Annotated in this window: 17 protein-coding genes; 10 read left to right on the forward strand and 7 right to left on the reverse strand. The window is 70.4% G+C overall.

Annotated elements, in window-relative coordinates; genetic code table 11:
- Positions 1 to 222: 222 nt before the first annotated feature.
- The 9 genes from ACFQVC_RS24320 (at position 223) to ACFQVC_RS24360 (ending at position 6,791) form a co-directional block, all read left to right on the forward strand.
- Positions 223 to 771: a 2-oxo-4-hydroxy-4-carboxy-5-ureidoimidazoline decarboxylase gene (locus tag ACFQVC_RS24320; protein ID WP_381834121.1), complete on the forward strand. Its 549-nt coding sequence runs from the start codon at positions 223 to 225 to the stop codon at positions 769 to 771.
- Positions 772 to 906: 135 nt separating this feature from the next.
- Positions 907 to 1,287, forward strand: coding sequence for a succinate dehydrogenase, cytochrome b556 subunit (sdhC, locus tag ACFQVC_RS24325; protein WP_381834124.1), 381 nt, complete (start codon positions 907 to 909; stop codon positions 1,285 to 1,287).
- A gap of 6 nt (positions 1,288 to 1,293) precedes the next feature.
- Entirely contained in the window at positions 1,294 to 1,779 is a 486-nt protein-coding gene (locus ACFQVC_RS24330; protein WP_381834126.1) for a succinate dehydrogenase hydrophobic membrane anchor subunit, read from the forward strand.
- A 24-nt stretch (positions 1,780 to 1,803) separates the two neighbouring features.
- The gene (sdhA, locus tag ACFQVC_RS24335) at positions 1,804 to 3,558 is read left to right on the forward strand and encodes a succinate dehydrogenase flavoprotein subunit (RefSeq protein WP_381834129.1); all 1,755 of its coding nucleotides are present in this window, start codon (positions 1,804 to 1,806) and stop codon (positions 3,556 to 3,558) included.
- Positions 3,558 to 4,316, forward strand: coding sequence for a succinate dehydrogenase iron-sulfur subunit (locus ACFQVC_RS24340; protein ID WP_381834132.1), 759 nt, complete (start codon positions 3,558 to 3,560; stop codon positions 4,314 to 4,316). The genes sdhA and ACFQVC_RS24340 overlap by 1 nt, the downstream gene beginning before the upstream one ends.
- 236 nt (positions 4,317 to 4,552) lie before the next feature.
- Positions 4,553 to 4,966 (forward strand): VOC family protein, encoded by a 414-nt coding sequence (locus tag ACFQVC_RS24345; RefSeq protein WP_381834135.1) that lies wholly within the window; start codon positions 4,553 to 4,555, stop codon positions 4,964 to 4,966.
- 80 nt (positions 4,967 to 5,046) lie between these two features.
- The gene (locus ACFQVC_RS24350; protein ID WP_381834138.1) at positions 5,047 to 5,472 is read left to right on the forward strand and encodes a hypothetical protein; all 426 of its coding nucleotides are present in this window, start codon (positions 5,047 to 5,049) and stop codon (positions 5,470 to 5,472) included.
- A 3-nt stretch (positions 5,473 to 5,475) separates the two neighbouring features.
- Entirely contained in the window at positions 5,476 to 5,994 is a 519-nt protein-coding gene (locus ACFQVC_RS24355) for a thiol-disulfide oxidoreductase DCC family protein (RefSeq protein ID WP_381834141.1), read from the forward strand.
- Between the two features lie 11 nt (positions 5,995 to 6,005).
- Positions 6,006 to 6,791 carry a TetR/AcrR family transcriptional regulator gene (locus ACFQVC_RS24360; RefSeq protein WP_381834143.1) on the forward strand — a complete coding sequence of 262 codons (786 nt, stop codon included), beginning with the start codon at positions 6,006 to 6,008 and terminating at the stop codon, positions 6,789 to 6,791.
- A gap of 26 nt (positions 6,792 to 6,817) precedes the next feature.
- Here the strand turns inward: ACFQVC_RS24360 and ACFQVC_RS24365 are convergent, their stop codons facing one another.
- From ACFQVC_RS24365 to ACFQVC_RS24385, 5 genes are all read right to left on the reverse strand, one after another.
- Positions 6,818 to 9,385, reverse strand: coding sequence for an MMPL family transporter (locus ACFQVC_RS24365; RefSeq protein WP_381834732.1), 2,568 nt, complete (start codon positions 9,383 to 9,385; stop codon positions 6,818 to 6,820).
- A 123-nt stretch (positions 9,386 to 9,508) separates the two neighbouring features.
- Entirely contained in the window at positions 9,509 to 9,952 is a 444-nt protein-coding gene (locus tag ACFQVC_RS24370) for an ATP-binding protein (protein WP_381834146.1), read from the reverse strand.
- A gap of 126 nt (positions 9,953 to 10,078) precedes the next feature.
- A complete protein-coding gene (locus ACFQVC_RS24375) occupies positions 10,079 to 11,632 on the reverse strand; it encodes an ABC transporter substrate-binding protein (protein ID WP_381834149.1) in 1,554 nt (517 codons plus the stop codon).
- A gap of 131 nt (positions 11,633 to 11,763) precedes the next feature.
- Positions 11,764 to 13,089: a metallophosphoesterase gene (locus tag ACFQVC_RS24380; protein ID WP_381834152.1), complete on the reverse strand. Its 1,326-nt coding sequence runs from the start codon at positions 13,087 to 13,089 to the stop codon at positions 11,764 to 11,766.
- 12 nt (positions 13,090 to 13,101) lie between these two features.
- Positions 13,102 to 13,344, reverse strand: a complete 243-nt coding sequence (locus ACFQVC_RS24385; RefSeq protein ID WP_381834154.1) for an SCO4848 family membrane protein — start codon at positions 13,342 to 13,344, stop codon at positions 13,102 to 13,104.
- A gap of 178 nt (positions 13,345 to 13,522) precedes the next feature.
- Here ACFQVC_RS24385 and ACFQVC_RS24390 point away from each other — a divergent pair, with 178 nt between their 5' ends.
- A complete protein-coding gene (locus tag ACFQVC_RS24390) occupies positions 13,523 to 14,704 on the forward strand; it encodes a D-alanyl-D-alanine carboxypeptidase family protein (RefSeq protein WP_381834157.1) in 1,182 nt (393 codons plus the stop codon).
- Here the strand turns inward: ACFQVC_RS24390 and ACFQVC_RS24395 are convergent.
- Both ACFQVC_RS24395 and ACFQVC_RS24400 read right to left on the reverse strand, forming a co-directional pair.
- Positions 14,652 to 15,641 (reverse strand): YihY/virulence factor BrkB family protein, encoded by a 990-nt coding sequence (locus tag ACFQVC_RS24395; RefSeq protein WP_381834160.1) that lies wholly within the window; start codon positions 15,639 to 15,641, stop codon positions 14,652 to 14,654. The genes ACFQVC_RS24390 and ACFQVC_RS24395 overlap by 53 nt on opposite strands.
- Positions 15,629 to 16,099 carry a GtrA family protein gene (locus ACFQVC_RS24400; protein ID WP_381834734.1) on the reverse strand — a complete coding sequence of 157 codons (471 nt, stop codon included), beginning with the start codon at positions 16,097 to 16,099 and terminating at the stop codon, positions 15,629 to 15,631. Before ACFQVC_RS24400 ends, ACFQVC_RS24395 begins: the two co-directional genes overlap by 13 nt.
- Between the last annotated feature and the right edge of the window lie 33 nt (positions 16,100 to 16,132).

Consider the following 16,132-nt stretch of genomic DNA (forward strand, 5'->3'; position numbering starts at 1 on the left):
TTCGTGCATCCGTCGGACAGCTCCCATCACGCGTCGATAGCGTGACGTCACTCCCCCACCTTCTTCCTCCGCTCTCCCTGTCGTCACGCCGTCGGCCACAGTCGTCGGAACAGCCTCACCGAGGAGCGCACGCTGCCCACGCCCCTGCCACCCCGAGCCCCGCGACCGCCCGAGCATGTCGCCATACCGGTCCAGGGGCGCGGCCCCGCCGCCGCACCCACCGTGCACCGCGGGCTCGAGCTCTTCAACCGCGCACCGGCGGCCACCGCGCGCGGCCACCTGCTGACCTGCTGCGCCGCACACCAGTGGGCCGGGCGGCTCACCACCCACCGCCCGTACCCCGACCTGGACTCCGCCCTCGCCGCCGCCGACGAGGCGAGTTACGACCTGGCGCCCACCGATCTCGTCGAGGCCCTCGCCGCCGAGCAGCCGCACGGCCCGCACCCGCTGGGCGTCCCGCCCGCCGCGCTCACCGCACTGCGGGCCGCGCACGCCGCGTACGAAAGCCGCTTCGGCCATGTCTTCGTCATCGCCCTCGACGGCTACCGCCCGGACGAACATCTCGACCAGACCCTCGCGGGACTGCGCGGCCGCCTCGGCAACGCGCCCGAGGAGGAACGCGTCATCGCCGCCGACGAACTGCGCCGCGTGGCCCGCGCCCGCCTGGCCCAGCTCCTCGCGCGGCTGGGTGAGCCGGCCGCCGAGAAAGCCGAGAAATCGCGGGAATTTCCGGATTCCGGCCCCACTGATAGCCCGTACGTGCCTGTTTGATCACACCTGACGACCCCGCGCGGGCGTACCGACACTTGGTCGATACGATGACGGACGGCCGGTGGACCGTACCCGGCCGGGCCTGACCGACAACAAGCCGGCCGGCCCCAATCCCCGCTCCCGGAGGGTTCTTCCGTGCCGGCTGGAACGCTGTACCGCGGCCGGGAAGGAATGTGGTCCTGGGTGGCTCACCGAGTCACCGGCGTCCTCATCTTCTTCTTCCTGTTCGTACACGTCCTCGACACCGCTCTCGTCCGCGTCTCCCCCGAGGCGTACGACGACGTCGTGGCCACCTACAAGACGCCCCTTGTCGCACTCCTCGAGTACGGCCTGGTCGCGGCCATCCTCTTCCACGCGCTCAATGGCCTGCGCGTCGTCGCCGTCGACTTCTGGTCGAAGGGCGCGCGCTACCAGAAGCAGATGCTGTGGACCGTCATGGCCGTCTGGTTCGTCCTGATGGTCGGCGCCCTCTACCCCGTGCTCGGCCACGCCGTCCGCGCAGTCTTCGGGAGCTGACGCCCTATGTCCGCTGAGACCACTTCCGCCAGCACCGCCGGCACCTCCGTCGACGAGGTGACGCTCTACGACGTGGACAACCCCGCTCCCGTCATCGAGCCGCCGCGCAAGCGCACCAAGAAGACGCCGAAGGCGACCCGCGGCAACTTCGAGATGTACGGCTGGCTGTTCATGCGCCTGTCCGGCATCGTCCTGGTCGTCCTCGTCCTCGGCCACCTGCTGATCCAGCTGGTGCTCGACGGCGGCGTCAGCAAGATCGGCTTCGCGTTCGTGGCCGGCCGCTGGGCCTCGCCGTTCTGGCAGGCCTGGGACCTGATCATGCTCTGGCTCGCCATGCTGCACGGCGCCAACGGCCTGCGCACGATCATCAACGACTACGCGGAACGGGACAACACCCGCTTCTGGCTCAAGATGCTGCTGTACACCGCCACGGTGTTCACCGTCCTTCTGGGCACGCTGGTGATCTTCACCTTCGACCCGAACATCCGCTAGGCCCCGGGGCTGAGGTAACCACTCATGAAGATCCACAAGTACGACACCGTCATCGTCGGCGCCGGCGGCGCCGGCATGCGCGCCGCCATCGAGGCGACGAAGCGCAGCCGCACCGCGGTGCTCACCAAGCTCTACCCCACGCGTTCCCACACGGGCGCGGCGCAGGGCGGCATGGCCGCCGCGCTCGCCAACGTGGAGGAGGACAACTGGGAGTGGCACACCTTCGACACGATCAAGGGCGGCGACTACCTGGTCGACCAGGACGCCGCCGAGATCCTCGCGAAGGAAGCCATCGACGCGGTCCTGGACCTCGAGAAGATGGGCCTGCCGTTCGGCCGTACGCCCAAGGGCGAGATCGACCAGCGACGTTTCGGCGGTCACTCCCGCAACCACGGCGAGGCTCCGGTCCGCCGTGCGTGCTACTCGGGCGACCGCACCGGCCACATGATCCTCCAGACGCTGTACCAGAACTGCATCAAGGAAGGCGTGGAGTTCTTCAACGAGTTCTACGTCCTCGACCAGCTCATCGTCGAGGAGGACGGCGTCAAGAAGAGCGCCGGCGTCGTCGCGTACGAGCTGGCCACCGGCGAGATCCATGTCTTCCAGGCGAAGGCCGTGATCTACGCGTCCGGCGGCACCGGCAAGTTCTTCAAGGTGACCTCCAACGCGCACACCCTCACCGGTGACGGCCAGGCGGCCTGCTACCGGCGCGGACTGCCGCTGGAGGACATGGAGTTCTTCCAGTTCCACCCGACCGGCATCTGGCGCATGGGCATCCTTCTCACGGAAGGCGCCCGTGGTGAGGGCGGCATCCTCCGTAACAAGGACGGCGAGCGCTTCATGGAGAAGTACGCGCCGGTCATGAAGGACCTCGCGTCCCGTGACGTCGTCTCCCGCGCCATCTACACCGAGATCCGTGAGGGCCGCGGCTGCGGTCCCGAGGGCGACCACGTCTACCTCGACCTGACGCACCTGCCGCCGGAGCAGCTGGACGCCAAGCTCCCGGACATCACCGAGTTCGCGCGTACGTACCTCGGCATCGAGCCCTACACGGACCCGATCCCGATCCAGCCCACCGCGCACTACGCCATGGGCGGCATCCCGACCAACGTCGAGGGTGAGGTCCTCGCGGACAACACCACCGTCGTGCCCGGCCTGTACGCGGCGGGCGAGGTGGCCTGTGTCTCCGTCCACGGCGCCAACCGCCTGGGCACCAACTCGCTGCTCGACATCAATGTCTTCGGCAAGCGCTCCGGCATCGCCGCCGCCGAGTACTCCGCGAAGTCCGACTTCGTCGAACTCCCGGAGAACCCGGCCCAGTTGGTGCAGGAGCAGGTCGAGCGCCTGCGTGACTCCACGGGCACCGAGAGCGTGTCGGTGATCCGCAAGGAGCTGCAGGACACCATGGACGCCAACGTCATGGTGTTCCGCACCGAGCAGACCATCAAGACGGCGGTCGAGAAGATCGGCGAGCTGCGCGCCCGCTACAAGAACGTGTCCGTCCAGGACAAGGGCAAGCGCTTCAACACCGACCTCCTGGAGGCCATCGAGCTGGGCAACCTGCTCGACCTGGCCGAGGTCATGGCCGTGTCCGCGCTCGCCCGCAAGGAGTCCCGCGGCGGTCACTACCGCGAGGACTTCCCCAACCGCGACGACGTGAACTTCATGCGCCACACCATGGCGTACCGCGAGGTCACCGACGACGGCCAGGACCAGATCCGGCTCGACTACAAGCCGGTCGTCCAGACCCGCTACCAGCCGATGGAGCGTAAGTACTGATGGCAACCCCCGTACTGGACAAGGTCGAGGCCGAATCCGCCGCCTCGCCGTACATCACGGCCACGTTCCGGATCCGCCGCTTCAACCCGGAGATCTCGGACGAGGCGACCTGGGAAGACTTCCAGGTGGAGATCGACCCGAAGGAGCGCGTCCTCGACGCCCTCCACAAGATCAAGTGGGACCTGGACGGTTCGCTGACCTTCCGGCGCTCCTGCGCGCACGGCATCTGCGGCTCCGACGCGATGCGGATCAACGGCCGGAACAGGCTCGCCTGCAAGACGCTGATCAAGGACATCAACCCGGAGAAGCCCATCACGGTCGAGGCCATCAAGGGCCTGACGGTCCTCAAGGACCTGGTCGTGGACATGGAACCGTTCTTCCAGGCGTACCGCGACGTGATGCCGTTCCTCATCACCGAGGGCAACGAGCCGACGCGTGAGCGTCTGCAGTCCCCCGAGGACCGCGAGCGCTTCGACGACACGACCAAGTGCATCCTGTGCGCCGCGTGCACGTCCTCGTGCCCGGTGTTCTGGAACGACGGGCAGTACTTCGGCCCGGCCGCGATCGTCAACGCGCACCGCTTCATCTTCGACTCGCGCGACGAGGCCGGCGAGCAGCGCCTGGAGATCCTCAACGACCGTGACGGCGTGTGGCGTTGCCGCACCACCTTCAACTGCACGGACGCCTGCCCGCGCGGTATCGAGGTCACGAAGGCGATCCAGGAAGTCAAGCGCGCCCTGATCACGCGCCGCTTCTGAGGCACACGTACGTCTCTGTACGTACCTGTACGCACACCAAGGCCCCGTCTCCCCTCCGGGAGGCGGGGCCTTGTGCGTGCCCGGGTTTCACCGTGCCCGGGTTTCACCGTGCCCGGGTTTCACCGGGCTCGGGTTTCACCGTGCCCGGGCTTCGCTGTGCCCGGGTTTCACCGTGCCCGGGCTTCGCTGTGCCCGGCCTCCGGAAGTATGGCGTCTTTGGCGCTTAATCTGACGGTATGTCACTTTCACTGCTCGGCTTCGACAACATCCTGCTCCCCGTGGGCGACCTGGGCGAGGCCGTGGACTTCTACGAGCGGGCGGGATTCCCGCTCGCCTTCCGTCTCGACGAGGCGGGTATCGCCATCCTGAAGGTGGGCGACGAGACACCCGGCGTGCTCCTTCGCCAGGAGGACGGCCTCTCCCCGCGCCCGCCCGGCGCCTGGTCGCCGCGCATCTGGCTGGAGGTCGAGGACGCCCGCGCCACCGCCGGGCACCTCGCCGGCGCCGGCTTCGCACCCGACCCGCCGTTCTCCGTCTCGACGGGCTGGACCGTCGAACTGGCCGACCCCTGGGGGAACATCGTCGGCTTCACGGACTACCTGAAGCGCCCCTCCCTCGCCCGGAAGGCGACCGCCGCCACTTCGGCTTGAACGCGTTCAAAAATAAGTCTACAGTCCATGACAACAGCTTTTGAACACGTTCAAAGAACGGTTCGAGAAGGGGCGGGATCATGGACCTCACAGTCCTCGCGTACGTCGTCTACCTGGCCGTCAGCATCGGCCTCACCGTCTGGGTCGCACGCACCCTCAGCCGCAACGGCCGGATCTTCCTCGCCGACGTCCTGCACGGCAACGAGAAGCTCGCGGACGCCGTCAACCACCTCCTGGTCGTCGGCTTCTACCTGGTCAACCTCGGCTTCGTCGCGCTGTACCTGAGCGGCGACGAGGAGATCGGCAACGCCCGCGCGGTGTTCGAGGCCCTGTCGGTGAAGCTCGGCGTCGTCCTGCTCGTCCTCGGCGTGATGCACCTCGGCAACGTCTGGGTGCTCAACAAGATCCGCCGCCGGGGCATCATGGAGCGCGAGCAGGTGCCGCCGGTGCCGGCCCAGGGATTCAGCGGTGAGCAGGGCGCGTGGGCCACGCCCACCGGGGCCTGAGACATGACCGCCGCCACCGCCGCCGGCCGGGACGCGCACCGCGTCCCGGTCCGCCGGCTCACCGTCCTGTACGACCCCGACTGTCCGCTGTGCGCCCACATACGCCAGTGGCTCGGCCGGCAGCGCCAGTTGGTGCCGCTCGACCTGGTACCGGCCGACCGCGATGAGGCCCGCCGGCGCTTCCCCGGCCTCGATCACGCGGCCACCCTCGACGAGATCACCGTCGTCGGCGACGGCGGGCAGATCTACCGCGGCCCCGCCGCCTGGGTCGTGGTCCTCTGGGCGCTCGCCGAGCACCGGCCCCTCGCCCACCGGCTCTCCACCCCGGCCGGGGCGCGGCTCGCCCGCGGCGCGGCCCTCGCCGCCGCCAAGTGGCGCACGGGGCACAAGTCCGTCGGCTGGGGCGGCGGGGTCTACCGCACGGCGGACGGCTGGACGTACGACCCGCAGCAGGGCTGGAGACGGGATATGGCGCAGGGCTCCTCGCCGGCCTGTACCGACGGCGCCTGCGGCAGTCGTTAGGCTCTGTCATCGTGCCAGCGACGAACGACGAAGGACCGCCGCCCTCCGACGGCCGGTCCCCCGCCCCCGCCAAGAGCGAGCAGACCCGCACCCTGATCCTGGAGACGGCGATGCGCCTGTTCCAGGAGCGGGGCTACGACAAGACCACGATGCGGGCCATCGCCAAGGAGGCGGGGGTGTCCGTCGGCAACGCGTACTACTACTTCGCCGGCAAGGAACACCTCATCCAGGGGTTCTACGACCGGATCGCCACCGAGCACCAGGCGGCGGTCCGGCCGGTCCTGGACCGTGAGACCGATCTGGAGGCACGGCTCGCCGGGGTGCTTCGCTGCTGGCTGGAGATCGCCGCGCCGTACCACGAGTTCGCGTCCCAGTTCTTCAAGAACGCCGCCGACCCGGAGTCGCCGCTCAGCCCGTTCTCTGCCGAGTCGGAGCACGCGCGCGAGGCGGCCATCGACATCCACCGGGAAGTGCTGTCCGGCTCCAAGGCCAAGGTGCCCGACGAACTGGCCCAGATCCTCCCGGAGTTGATGTGGCTCTCCCAGATGGGCCTCGTCCTGTACTGGGTCTTCGACCGCTCGGCCGGCAGCAGACGCAGCTACGGCCTCGCCGCGCGCGGCGCCCGGCTCACCGCGCGCGGTGTGGCGCTCGCCCGCTTCCGGGTGCTGCGCCCGCTGGTCCGTGAAGTGCACGAGCTGTTCTCCGACTTCCTGCCGGGGATGACCAACGCCGAACCCGCCGAACCCGCCGAACCCGCCGAGCCCGCCCGGCCCGCCGCCGCCGAGCGGAAGCCCTGAGAGCCGGGCCGGGCCCGTGTTTGCGGTCAGTTCACGGCGTCCACCTCGTCGTCGGCCAGCTCCAAGTCGAACGCCAGCGGCCGCTCACCGACCATGACATGACGGGCGCGCGGGGTGTGGTGGGGGGACGAGGCCGCCAGGAGGTACGAGCCGGGGGCCGGGGCCGCGAGGGCGTACGAGCCGTCGGCGCGTGAGGTCACCCGGTCCAGCTGGCGGCCGCCCTTGGAGACCAGCGTGAGCACCGCGCCCGCCACCGGCTCCCCGCGGGGGGTGCGGATGAAGCCGTGCACGGCCGAGGCGGCGGGAGCGGGGGCCGAGGCCGCGGGAGTGAGGGCCGAGGCCGCTGGGTGCGTGGCGGTCCGGGGCCCGGGCAGCTCGACGCCCGCGCCCTCGGGGGACGGCGCCACGGCGGCCTCTTCCGCGTGGTCCTTCGGCTCCACCGCCAGCTGCGGCAGCCACCGGTCGAGCCACCCCGGCAGCCACCAGTTGGAGCGGCCGAGAAGCTGCATCGCCGCCGGCACCAGGGCCGTACGCAGGATGAAGGCGTCGAGCGCCACCGCCGCGGCCAGGCCGATGCCCGCCATCGCGCCCTCCATGTCGCCGCTCAGGACGAACGCCGAGAAGACACAGATCATGATCAGGGCCGCGCAGTTGATGACCCGGCTGGTCTCGGCAAGGCCCACCCGGACCGCGCGCGCGTTGTCCTGCGTATGCACCCACTCCTCGTGCATACGGCTGACCAGGAACACCTGGTAGTCCATCGACAGGCCGAACAGCAGCGAGAGCATGATCACCGGCAGGAACGCCGTGATCGGGCCCTCCTTGCCGATGCCGAGCGCCTGCGCGCCCCAGCCCCACTGGAAGACCGCGACCAGGACGCCGAAGGACGCGGCCGCGGCGATCAGATTCATCAGGCCCGCCGTCAGCGGGACCACCACCGAACGGAAGGCGATCATCAGAAGCAGAAAGCCCAGGCCGATGATCGCGCCCACGAAGTACGGCAGACGCTCGCCCGTGACCGCCGCGAAGTCCTTGAAGACGGCGGTGATCCCGCCGACGTGGGTGTCCGTGCCGGCCGCCGGGATGACATCGGCGCGCAGGCGGTCGATCAGGTCGTCCGTCGCCTCGGACTGCGGTGAGCTGGTCGGCACGACCTGGATGAGGGAGATACGGGAGTCCGGCGGGGTCGGCAGTTCGGCAGCCCCGGCCACGCCGTCCGTGGCACGGACGCGCTTCAACAGGCCCTTGATGTCACCCTGTTGGCTGCCTTCACCGGCCTCACCGGCCTCTCTGGCCTCTCTGGCCTCTCTGGCCTCTCCGACTTTGCTGACCAGCTGCAGCGGGCCGTTGAAGCCCGGCCCGAAGCCCTCGGCGAGCAGGTCGTAGGCCTTCCTGGTCGTCGTCGACTCCTGGTGGTTGCCCTGGTCCGTGGCGCCGAGGCGGAGCGAGAGGACCGGCACCGCCAGGGCCGCCATCACCACGACGGCGAGCAGCGCGACCGGCCTCGGCCGCTTCTGGACGTACGCCGACCAGCGCGCCGCCGCGCCGCCCGCCTCCGCCGGCTCGGGTCCCTGCGCGGCCAGGCGGCGCCGCTGCCGGCGGCTCAGGACGCGCATACCGAGCAGTCCGAGCAGCGCGGGCAGGAGGGTGATCGCGGCGAGCACGCTGAGCACGACGGTCAGCGAGGTGGCGATCACCACGCCGTCCAGGAACCGCATGTTCATCACGAGCATCCCGGCGAGCGCGATACAGACCGTGCCGCCCGCGAACAGCACCGCGCGGCCCGAGGTGTTGAGGGAGACCTCCGCCGACTCCTCGGGGTCCACGCCGCGCAGGATGGTGCGGCGGTGCCGGGTCACGATGAACAGCGCGTAGTCGATGCCGACGCCGAGGCCGATCAACGAGCCGAGCAGCGGCGCGACTTCGGGCACATCGGTGACATGGCTGAGCAGCGCGGTGCCCGTCATGCCGAGACCCACGCCGAACACCGCGACGACGATCGGCAGAAGCATCGCGAAGAACGAGCCGAACGCCAGGAACAGCACCACGGCGGCCGCCGCGACCCCGACCAGCTCCGCGATCCCGGCCGGCGGCTCCTGCGCACGGGAGATCGCCTGGCCGCCCAACTCCACCTGCAGATCGTCCCGTTCGGCCGCCTTCGCGATGTCGACGACCTTCGCGACGAGCTCCTGCTCCACGCCGTTGGCCTGCTCGCCGAAGGTCATCCGGGCATAGGCGATCCGCCCGTCCTCGCTGATCTGGGCGGCGCCGCCCTTCGCGTAGGGCGAGGAGACATCGCCCACGCCCTTGAGGTCCGCGATCTCCTTCAGTGCGGGCCCGATGCGCTCGCGGACGTCCTCGGCGCGCACGGACCCCTCGTCCCCGACCCGCCACACCACGGTGTCCTGGTCCCCGGCGCTCTCCGGGAAGGCCGCGGCCATCCGGTCGTAGGCACGCCTGGAGTCGGTGTCCGGGAGACTGAACACGTTCGCGTAGTCCGTGCCCGCCGCGCTGCCCGCGGCGCCCGCCCCGAGCAGCGCACCCACCCACAGCAACAGGACCACGATGCGGTGCCGGCAGCACCACCGTGCCAATGCGGCCACGATCTCCGCCCCCTTCGTCGGTACGCCCGTACAACGAGCGCCCCGATGCCGAGGACATGAGTGCCGCGGGTCCCGGTCACGAAGAAGGGGAGGTACGGGCCGCGGCCGCCGCCGTCACCTCCCTGCCGCCCCGCCCCCCACAAGGACCCACACCGTCTTGCCGTACCGGCCCCGCTGCCACACCCCCCAGGCGTTCGCCACGGACTCGACCAGGCGCAGGCCGCGGCCGTCGTCGTGACCCGCGGTGGTGGCGCCGCCGAGCCCGACCAACAGGCCCGGTCCCGCCCGCAGTTCGGGCCCCGCGCCGGACTCGTCGGAGACCTCGATGAAGCACGAACCGTCCGCGAGCACCGTCACGGCGACCTCGAACTCCCGCTCCGTCAAAGGCCCGCCCCGTACGAGCAGCGTGGCGAGCTCCGACACGAGCAGCACGGCGTCGGCGACCGTACCGCCGGCGTCCGTGTGCCCCCAGGCCACCATGTGGTCGCGTACCCGAAGCCGGGCAAGGCCCACGGACGCCGGATGCCGCGGCAGCCGGAAGGCTTCGCGTCTGAGCACCGCCCCGCCACCTCCCCCGGATCCCCGCAGTTGCACACGCGTTCGGCACACGATGCTGCGGTGTGGAGGCGAGTGATGCCAATGGGACGGGTGCGCGGCGACGGCTTCCGGCCGCTCCCTGTGGCGTCAGATCCAGCCGAGTTCCCAGACCCGGAAGGCGCCCGTGCCGTCCGACAGATACTGGCCGCCCGAGATGTCCTGGCCGCTGAGCACGTACTCCTTGCGCTGCCACAGCGGCACCAGCGGCACATCGCGGGCCACGATGTCCTGCAGCCTGCGGAAGTCTTCGGTCGACCTGCCGCGGTCGTCGTAGCGCTGACTGGCCAGAATGAGACGGTCCACGTCCGGGTTCCGGTAGCCGTTCTTGAGTGTGCCGCCGGAGCCCACGAGCGGCGCGGCGTAGGTATCGGGGTCCGGGAAGTCGGGGAACCAGCCGACGGCGTACGCGTCGAAGTCGCCCTTGGCGTACCCCGCCTGGAACGCCGACCACTCGTAGTACGCGGTGTCCACCTCGAAGAGACCCGACTTCTCCAGCTGCTTCTTCAGGAGCGCGGCCTCGGCCGTGGTCGCCGAGCCCCGCGAGTACGCGAAGGAGAGCCGGACCGGAAGCCGCGCCCCCGCCTCCCGCAGCAGCCGCTCCGCGCGGGCGCGGTCGGGCTGCGGGTAGGTGTCGAAGAAGGACACGGTGTGCCCCGTGATCCCGCTCGGCACCAGCGAGTACAGCGGCTCCACCGTCCCGTGGTAGGTCCGTTCGGCCAGCTCCCCGCGGTCGACGAGCGCGGCGACGGCCTGCCGCACCCGCCGGTCGTGCAGCGGCGAACCCTTGCGGGTGTTGAGCACGAGGTTGCGGATCTCCGCGCTGCCGACCTCGGTGACCCGGATGTCCTTGCTCGCCGGTGACAGGCTCGCGACCAGGGCGGGCGGCAGCTGCCGCGCGGCGACGTCGAGCCGGCCCGCATCCCAGGCCTCGGCGAGCGCCGCGGAGTCCTTGTAGTAACGCAGCACGGCGGGGCTCGCGTTCCCGCGGTCGGCGCCCCGGTAGCGGGAGTTGGGCCGCAGCTCGGCGCGCTCGCCCTTGCTGTAGGAGGCCAGGGTGTACGGGCCCGTGCCGTCGACGCGGGTGCCGGTGCGCAGCGCGTCGTCCGGGTACTTGGTGCGGTCCACGATGGACGCGGCGCCGGTGGCGAGCTTGTGCGGGAAGGTCGCGTCGGGGGCGGCCAGGCGGAAGGTGACGGTGCGCCCCGCGGCCTCGACGGTGCGAAGGCCGCCGAACAGCGGGGCCGGGCCGACCTCGGCGTGGATCTTGCGCAGCCGGTCGAAGGAGTGCTTCACGTCCCGCGCGGTGACGGCCCGTCCGCTCGGGAAGGACAGACCGGTGCGCAACGTGCAGCGGTACGTCATGGCCTTCGGGCCGATGAACCCGCAGCGCTCGGCCGCGTCGGGCACCGGCTCGACCCCGCCCGGCTCGAAGGTGAGCAGTGTCTGGAACACATTGCTGTAGAGCGCCCAGGACCCGGCGTCGTACGCACCGGCCGGGTCTAGCGACGTCACCGCGTCCGTCGTCCCCACCGTGATCGTCCGCTCCGCGTCACCGCCCGCGGGAAGCAGTTGCCAGGCACCCGCTCCCGCCGTCGCGAGCACCACGAGCATCGCAAGGATCCGCCAGCCCACCGACCGCATGTGTCCCTCCCCAGTGACGCACGTCACCCAATCAGAGACGGTCCAGAGGAGGAAGTAGGGAGGCAAGAGACGATAAGAAAGACGGTTTCCGGACCGATCCGTTCAGACCCGGTCGGGCAGGGAACGTGGGTTCAGGCCTGCTTCGAGGCCAGGGTCACCACGGTGATGTCGGACTCCGCCCCCACCCGCACCGGCGGCCCCCAGGCACCGGCGCCCCGCGTCACGTACAGCTGGGTGTCGCCGTACTGCTCAAGCCCGGCGAGGGTCGGATTGGCCAGGCCCGCGATGATGTTGCCCGGCCACATCTGGCCGCCGTGGGTGTGCCCGGACAGCTGCAGGCCGACGCCGTGCCGTACCGCGTCGTGGATCACTACGGGCTGGTGGGCGAGCAGCACCGAGGCCCGTGCCGGATCCCGGTCGCCGAGCGCCCTGCCGAAGTCGGGGCCCTGCCCCTCGCTCTCCCCCTGCACGTCGTTGACGCCGGCGAGATCGAAGCCGGCGATCTCCACCCGCTCGTTCTGCAGCGGCCTGAGCCCCAACTCCCTTACGTGGTCGATCCACTGCTCGGCGCCGGAGAAGTACTCGTGGTTGCCGGTGACGAAGAACGACCCGTGCCGCGCCCTGAGCTGCGCGAGCGGCTCGGCGGCGACCCCGAGGTCCGCGACGCTGCCGTCGACCAGATCCCCGACCACGGCGACGAGATCCGGCTGTGCGCCGTTGATCGCGTCCACGATCCGCTGGGTGTGCCCGCGCCCCAGGATCGGCCCGAGGTGGATATCGCTGACGACGGCGATCCGGAAGCCGTGCGCACCGCGCGGCAGCTTGGCCAGCGGCACGGTCACGGCCTTGACCTGAGGACCGCGCAGCACGCCGTAAGTGCCGTATCCGACGGTGGCGAGCGCGGCCGTGGCGGCGGCGCCGCCGACGATCCGGGAGACGAAGAGGCGTCGCGAAGGGGCCGGTTCGCCCTCGCCGGGGCCGGTCTCCGGCACCGTCGCACCACCCCGCGCGGGACCGGCGCCCTCGGCGCCGCCGCGTGCACCGTCCGCACCGCCGACGGTCACGGGCTCGGCCACGGGCTCGGGCTCGGCCTCCGGCACGACCGCCGCCTGCGCCGCCCCTGGCGCCGCCGCGTCCCGCCGGGCGAGCAGCCGCCGCAGCACGGGGCGCACGAACTCCCCCGCCAGCAGCGCGAGGACCAGATAGATGCTGATCGCCAGCCACATGTAGCCGGGCCAGGCGAGCACCTGCTGCACCGGGAACGGCGCCCCCGCACGCCCGCTGACGAACGCCGCCACCATCAGCAGCGGACCGGCCACGAACACCACGGTCCCGGCCCGCCTGGCACGCCCTCGCGGCGCGGTCGTGTCCCGTACGACCCGGCGCCACGCGTACCACTGCAGCCCTGCGAACGCGGCGACGACGCCGAGCGCCACCAGGACGAAGACCACGACCACGGCAGCAGCTCCCTATGACGTACGGCGCAGTGCACGCACTCCGCGGAACCCGATGACCCCTACAACCGTCCCCAAGACAAAGGACACCACCGCGAGCAGCAGATGAACCCAGAAGTACCCGGTCGGGTCACCGGCGTCGTCGAAGGCGAGCCCGCTTCCGTCCTTCCAGAGGTTCTTGACGAAAGTGATCCAGATGACCCAGCTCCAGACCCCGAAGGCGAGCAGGAACCAGGAGACAGGGCGGCTGAGCTTCATACGCTCAGTATCCCGACTCCCCCATCCGCACCGTCGCCGGGGTGGTGAGAGTGATGGTCTGAAGACACAGTCGGGCCCGCGGCGCGAGGGTGGCCGAAACCCCTGTACTTTCCTGACCGTGCCTGCCTTGACTGCATCTCTTCAGAGAGCGACCGCGGTAGCGGTTGTTTCCGCCACTTTGCTGACCATTTCTGCCACGGCGCCCGCCCTTGCCGATGACAAACCCGGCGGCAAGCCGGACAAGCCGAAGCCGCCCGCCTCGATGTCGACGGTCGGCGGCACCCAGCTCGGCAAGGCGGGCACCCAGGTCGATCTCAAGAACGGCGCCCCCGTCCTGCCCAAGGACGTCTCGGCCCGCTCGTGGATCGTGACGGACGCCGAGTCCGGTGATGTGCTCGCCGCGCACAACGCGCACTGGCGGCTGCCCCCGGCGAGCACCATGAAGATGCTCTTCGCAGATACGGTTCTGCCGAAGTTCCCGAAGACCCTGGAGCACAAGGTCGAGGACGCCGAGCTGAGGGGCATCGGCGCGGGCAGCAGCCTCGTCGGCGTCAAGGAGAACCAGACCTACTCGGTGCACGATCTCTGGCTCGGCGTCTTCCTGTGCTCCGGCAACGACGCCGTGCACGTCCTGTCCCATATGAACGGCGGCGTCGACAAGACCGTCAAGGACATGCAGCAGCACGCCGAGGAGCTGCAGGCACTCGACACCCATGTGGTCAGCCCGGACGGCTACGACGCCGCGGGCCAGGTCTCCTCGGCGTACGACCTCACGCTGTTCGCGCGCTCGGGCATGCAGAAGAAGGACTTCCGGGAGTACGCCGGCACCGCGACGGCCAAGTTCCCCGGCGAGCGCAAGGGCAAGAAGCGCGAGTCCTTCGACATCCAGAGCACCAACCGGCTCCTCACTGGCGCCGACGGCGTCACCCCGTACAAGGGCATCGCGGGCGTCAAGAACGGCTCCACCACCAACGCGGGCACCACCTTCACCGGGGTCGCCGAGCGCAACGGCAAGGTGCTGCTCGTCACCGTCATGAACCCCGACTCGGACGAGCACATGGCCGTCTACAAGGAGACGGCACGGCTGCTCGACTGGGGCTTCGCGGCCTCGGGCAAGGTCGCCCCGGTCGGTGAGCTGGTGCCGCCGAAGGGCCACGGCAGCGACGCCAAGGGCGCCCCGGCGCCCGCCAAGAGCGGCGGCGCCGCGCTGCAGAAGGCCGCCGCCGACGAGGAGTCGAGCGGTATCGGCATCGCCCTCGCGATCACCGGTGCGGCCCTCGCGCTGATCGGCGCCGGGGTGTTCCTCGTCAACCGCCGCTGGCCGCTGCCCGGCCTGGTGCGGCGGCTGCCCCGCCGCTGAGACCGCCGGTCCCGCCCTTTTCCTCCGAGGGGGCCGTGAAGTCGCCAGCCGGCTCCGCGGCCCCCTCGGCCGTATCCGCCGTCTCCGCGTCCTTGCTGGGCGTGGCCGTCCACGCGGCGCAGAACAGCAGCAGTTTCGCGGTGAAGTTGATCCACAGGAGCAACGCCACCGGGACCCCGAAGGCGCCGTACATCGACTTCGCGGCGACGCCCTTCATATAGCCGCCGAGCAGTGCCTTCAGCAGCTCGAAACCGACGGCGCCGATCAGTGCGGCGACCACCAGACGGCGCCGCTGCGGATGGACGCCGGGCAGCAGCGTGAGGACGTAGAGCAGGATCAGGAAGTCGGCGAGTACGGCGAGCGAGAACACCGCGGCGAGCAGCGGCCAGCCGACCCAGCTCTCCTCGGCGATGCCCAGCTGCCGGGTCAGCCAGACGACGGCGGTGTTGCCGACGGCCGAGGCCGCGAGCGAGGCCAGACCGATCGCGCCGAGCCCGAGGAGCACCCCGGCGTCCTTGAGCTTGCGCAGGAAGGGGTTCTCCTCCTCCTCTTCCTTCTCCCAGACGACCCGCAGGCACTCCCTTATCGAGCCGACCCAGCTGATACCGGTGAACAGCAGCAGGGCGCCCGCGACCAGGCCGACCGTGCCGGCGTTCTGCACCAGGGCGTTGAGGTCGAGCTGGTCGGAGATCCCCGGTACCTGCTTGCTGATCCGCTCCTGGAGATCATGCTGCTGTTGCTTGCTCAGCGTCGCCGCGGCCACGGCGGCGGCGACGGTCAGCAGCGGGAAGAGCGCCAGGAAGCTGGTGAAGGTCATGGCCGCGGCGAGGCGTGACCAGTGCGCGCCGTCGAGCCTCTCGTAGGAACGCCAGGCGTGCGTGGTCATCAGGCGAGTGACGAGCGGCCCGATGACGGGCAGTTTCTTCAGCCAGTCCATGATCTTTGTCTGCCCTTGTTAGAGGAGAAATCCTCCGTGACGAAAGTCCCCTCCCTGGTCTTCGGCGCTTCACCCGTCCCCCTGAAGACCAGGGTTCGAGTACCCCAGAAGCGCAGGGCAGTCGCGAGCACCATGCCCACTCCCGCCCCTGACACGGTGTCGGCGCGCTGGGAGGTGAGGCCGAGGCCGTAGTGGGAGAAGGCAAGACACAGCAGCTGGACCAGGGCACCCGCGATGTTCACCGCGAAGAACACCGCGTACTGCCGCAGCCGGGACACCTCGGCGGTCCTGCTCCGGTAGGTGCCGAGCGCGTTGCCCGCGTACGCCACGGTGCAACCCGCCACGAAACCGGCCGCCTTGGCGGTCAGCGGGTCCCAGTCCATGGGGCCGCGCAGCCATACGAAGAGGGCCAGGTCGGCGGCGTAGGCACACAGGCCCGCGGCGGCGAAGCCGGTCAGCTCGGAGCGGGTGACGCGGGTGGCGGAGGTACC

This window comes from Streptomyces monticola, assembly GCF_042665355.1.
Taxonomy (GTDB): domain Bacteria; phylum Actinomycetota; class Actinomycetes; order Streptomycetales; family Streptomycetaceae; genus Streptomyces; species Streptomyces monticola.

What these genes read in the sequence shown, in the direction of transcription:
- ACFQVC_RS24355 (WP_381834141.1), top strand. Translation starts at nt 5,476, where the DNA reads ATGACCGCCGCCACCGCCGCCGGCCGGGACGCGCACCGCGTCCCGGTC.
- ACFQVC_RS24375 (WP_381834149.1), bottom strand. Translation starts at nt 11,632, where the DNA reads ATGCGGTCGGTGGGCTGGCGGATCCTTGCGATGCTCGTGGTGCTCGCG.
- ACFQVC_RS24385 (WP_381834154.1), bottom strand. Translation starts at nt 13,344, where the DNA reads ATGAAGCTCAGCCGCCCTGTCTCCTGGTTCCTGCTCGCCTTCGGGGTC.
- ACFQVC_RS24345 (WP_381834135.1), top strand. Translation starts at nt 4,553, where the DNA reads ATGTCACTTTCACTGCTCGGCTTCGACAACATCCTGCTCCCCGTGGGC.
- ACFQVC_RS24350 (WP_381834138.1), top strand. Translation starts at nt 5,047, where the DNA reads ATGGACCTCACAGTCCTCGCGTACGTCGTCTACCTGGCCGTCAGCATC.
- ACFQVC_RS24330 (WP_381834126.1), top strand. Translation starts at nt 1,294, where the DNA reads ATGTCCGCTGAGACCACTTCCGCCAGCACCGCCGGCACCTCCGTCGAC.
- ACFQVC_RS24395 (WP_381834160.1), bottom strand. Translation starts at nt 15,641, where the DNA reads ATGGACTGGCTGAAGAAACTGCCCGTCATCGGGCCGCTCGTCACTCGC.
- ACFQVC_RS24340 (WP_381834132.1), top strand. Translation starts at nt 3,558, where the DNA reads ATGGCAACCCCCGTACTGGACAAGGTCGAGGCCGAATCCGCCGCCTCG.
- sdhA (WP_381834129.1), top strand. Translation starts at nt 1,804, where the DNA reads ATGAAGATCCACAAGTACGACACCGTCATCGTCGGCGCCGGCGGCGCC.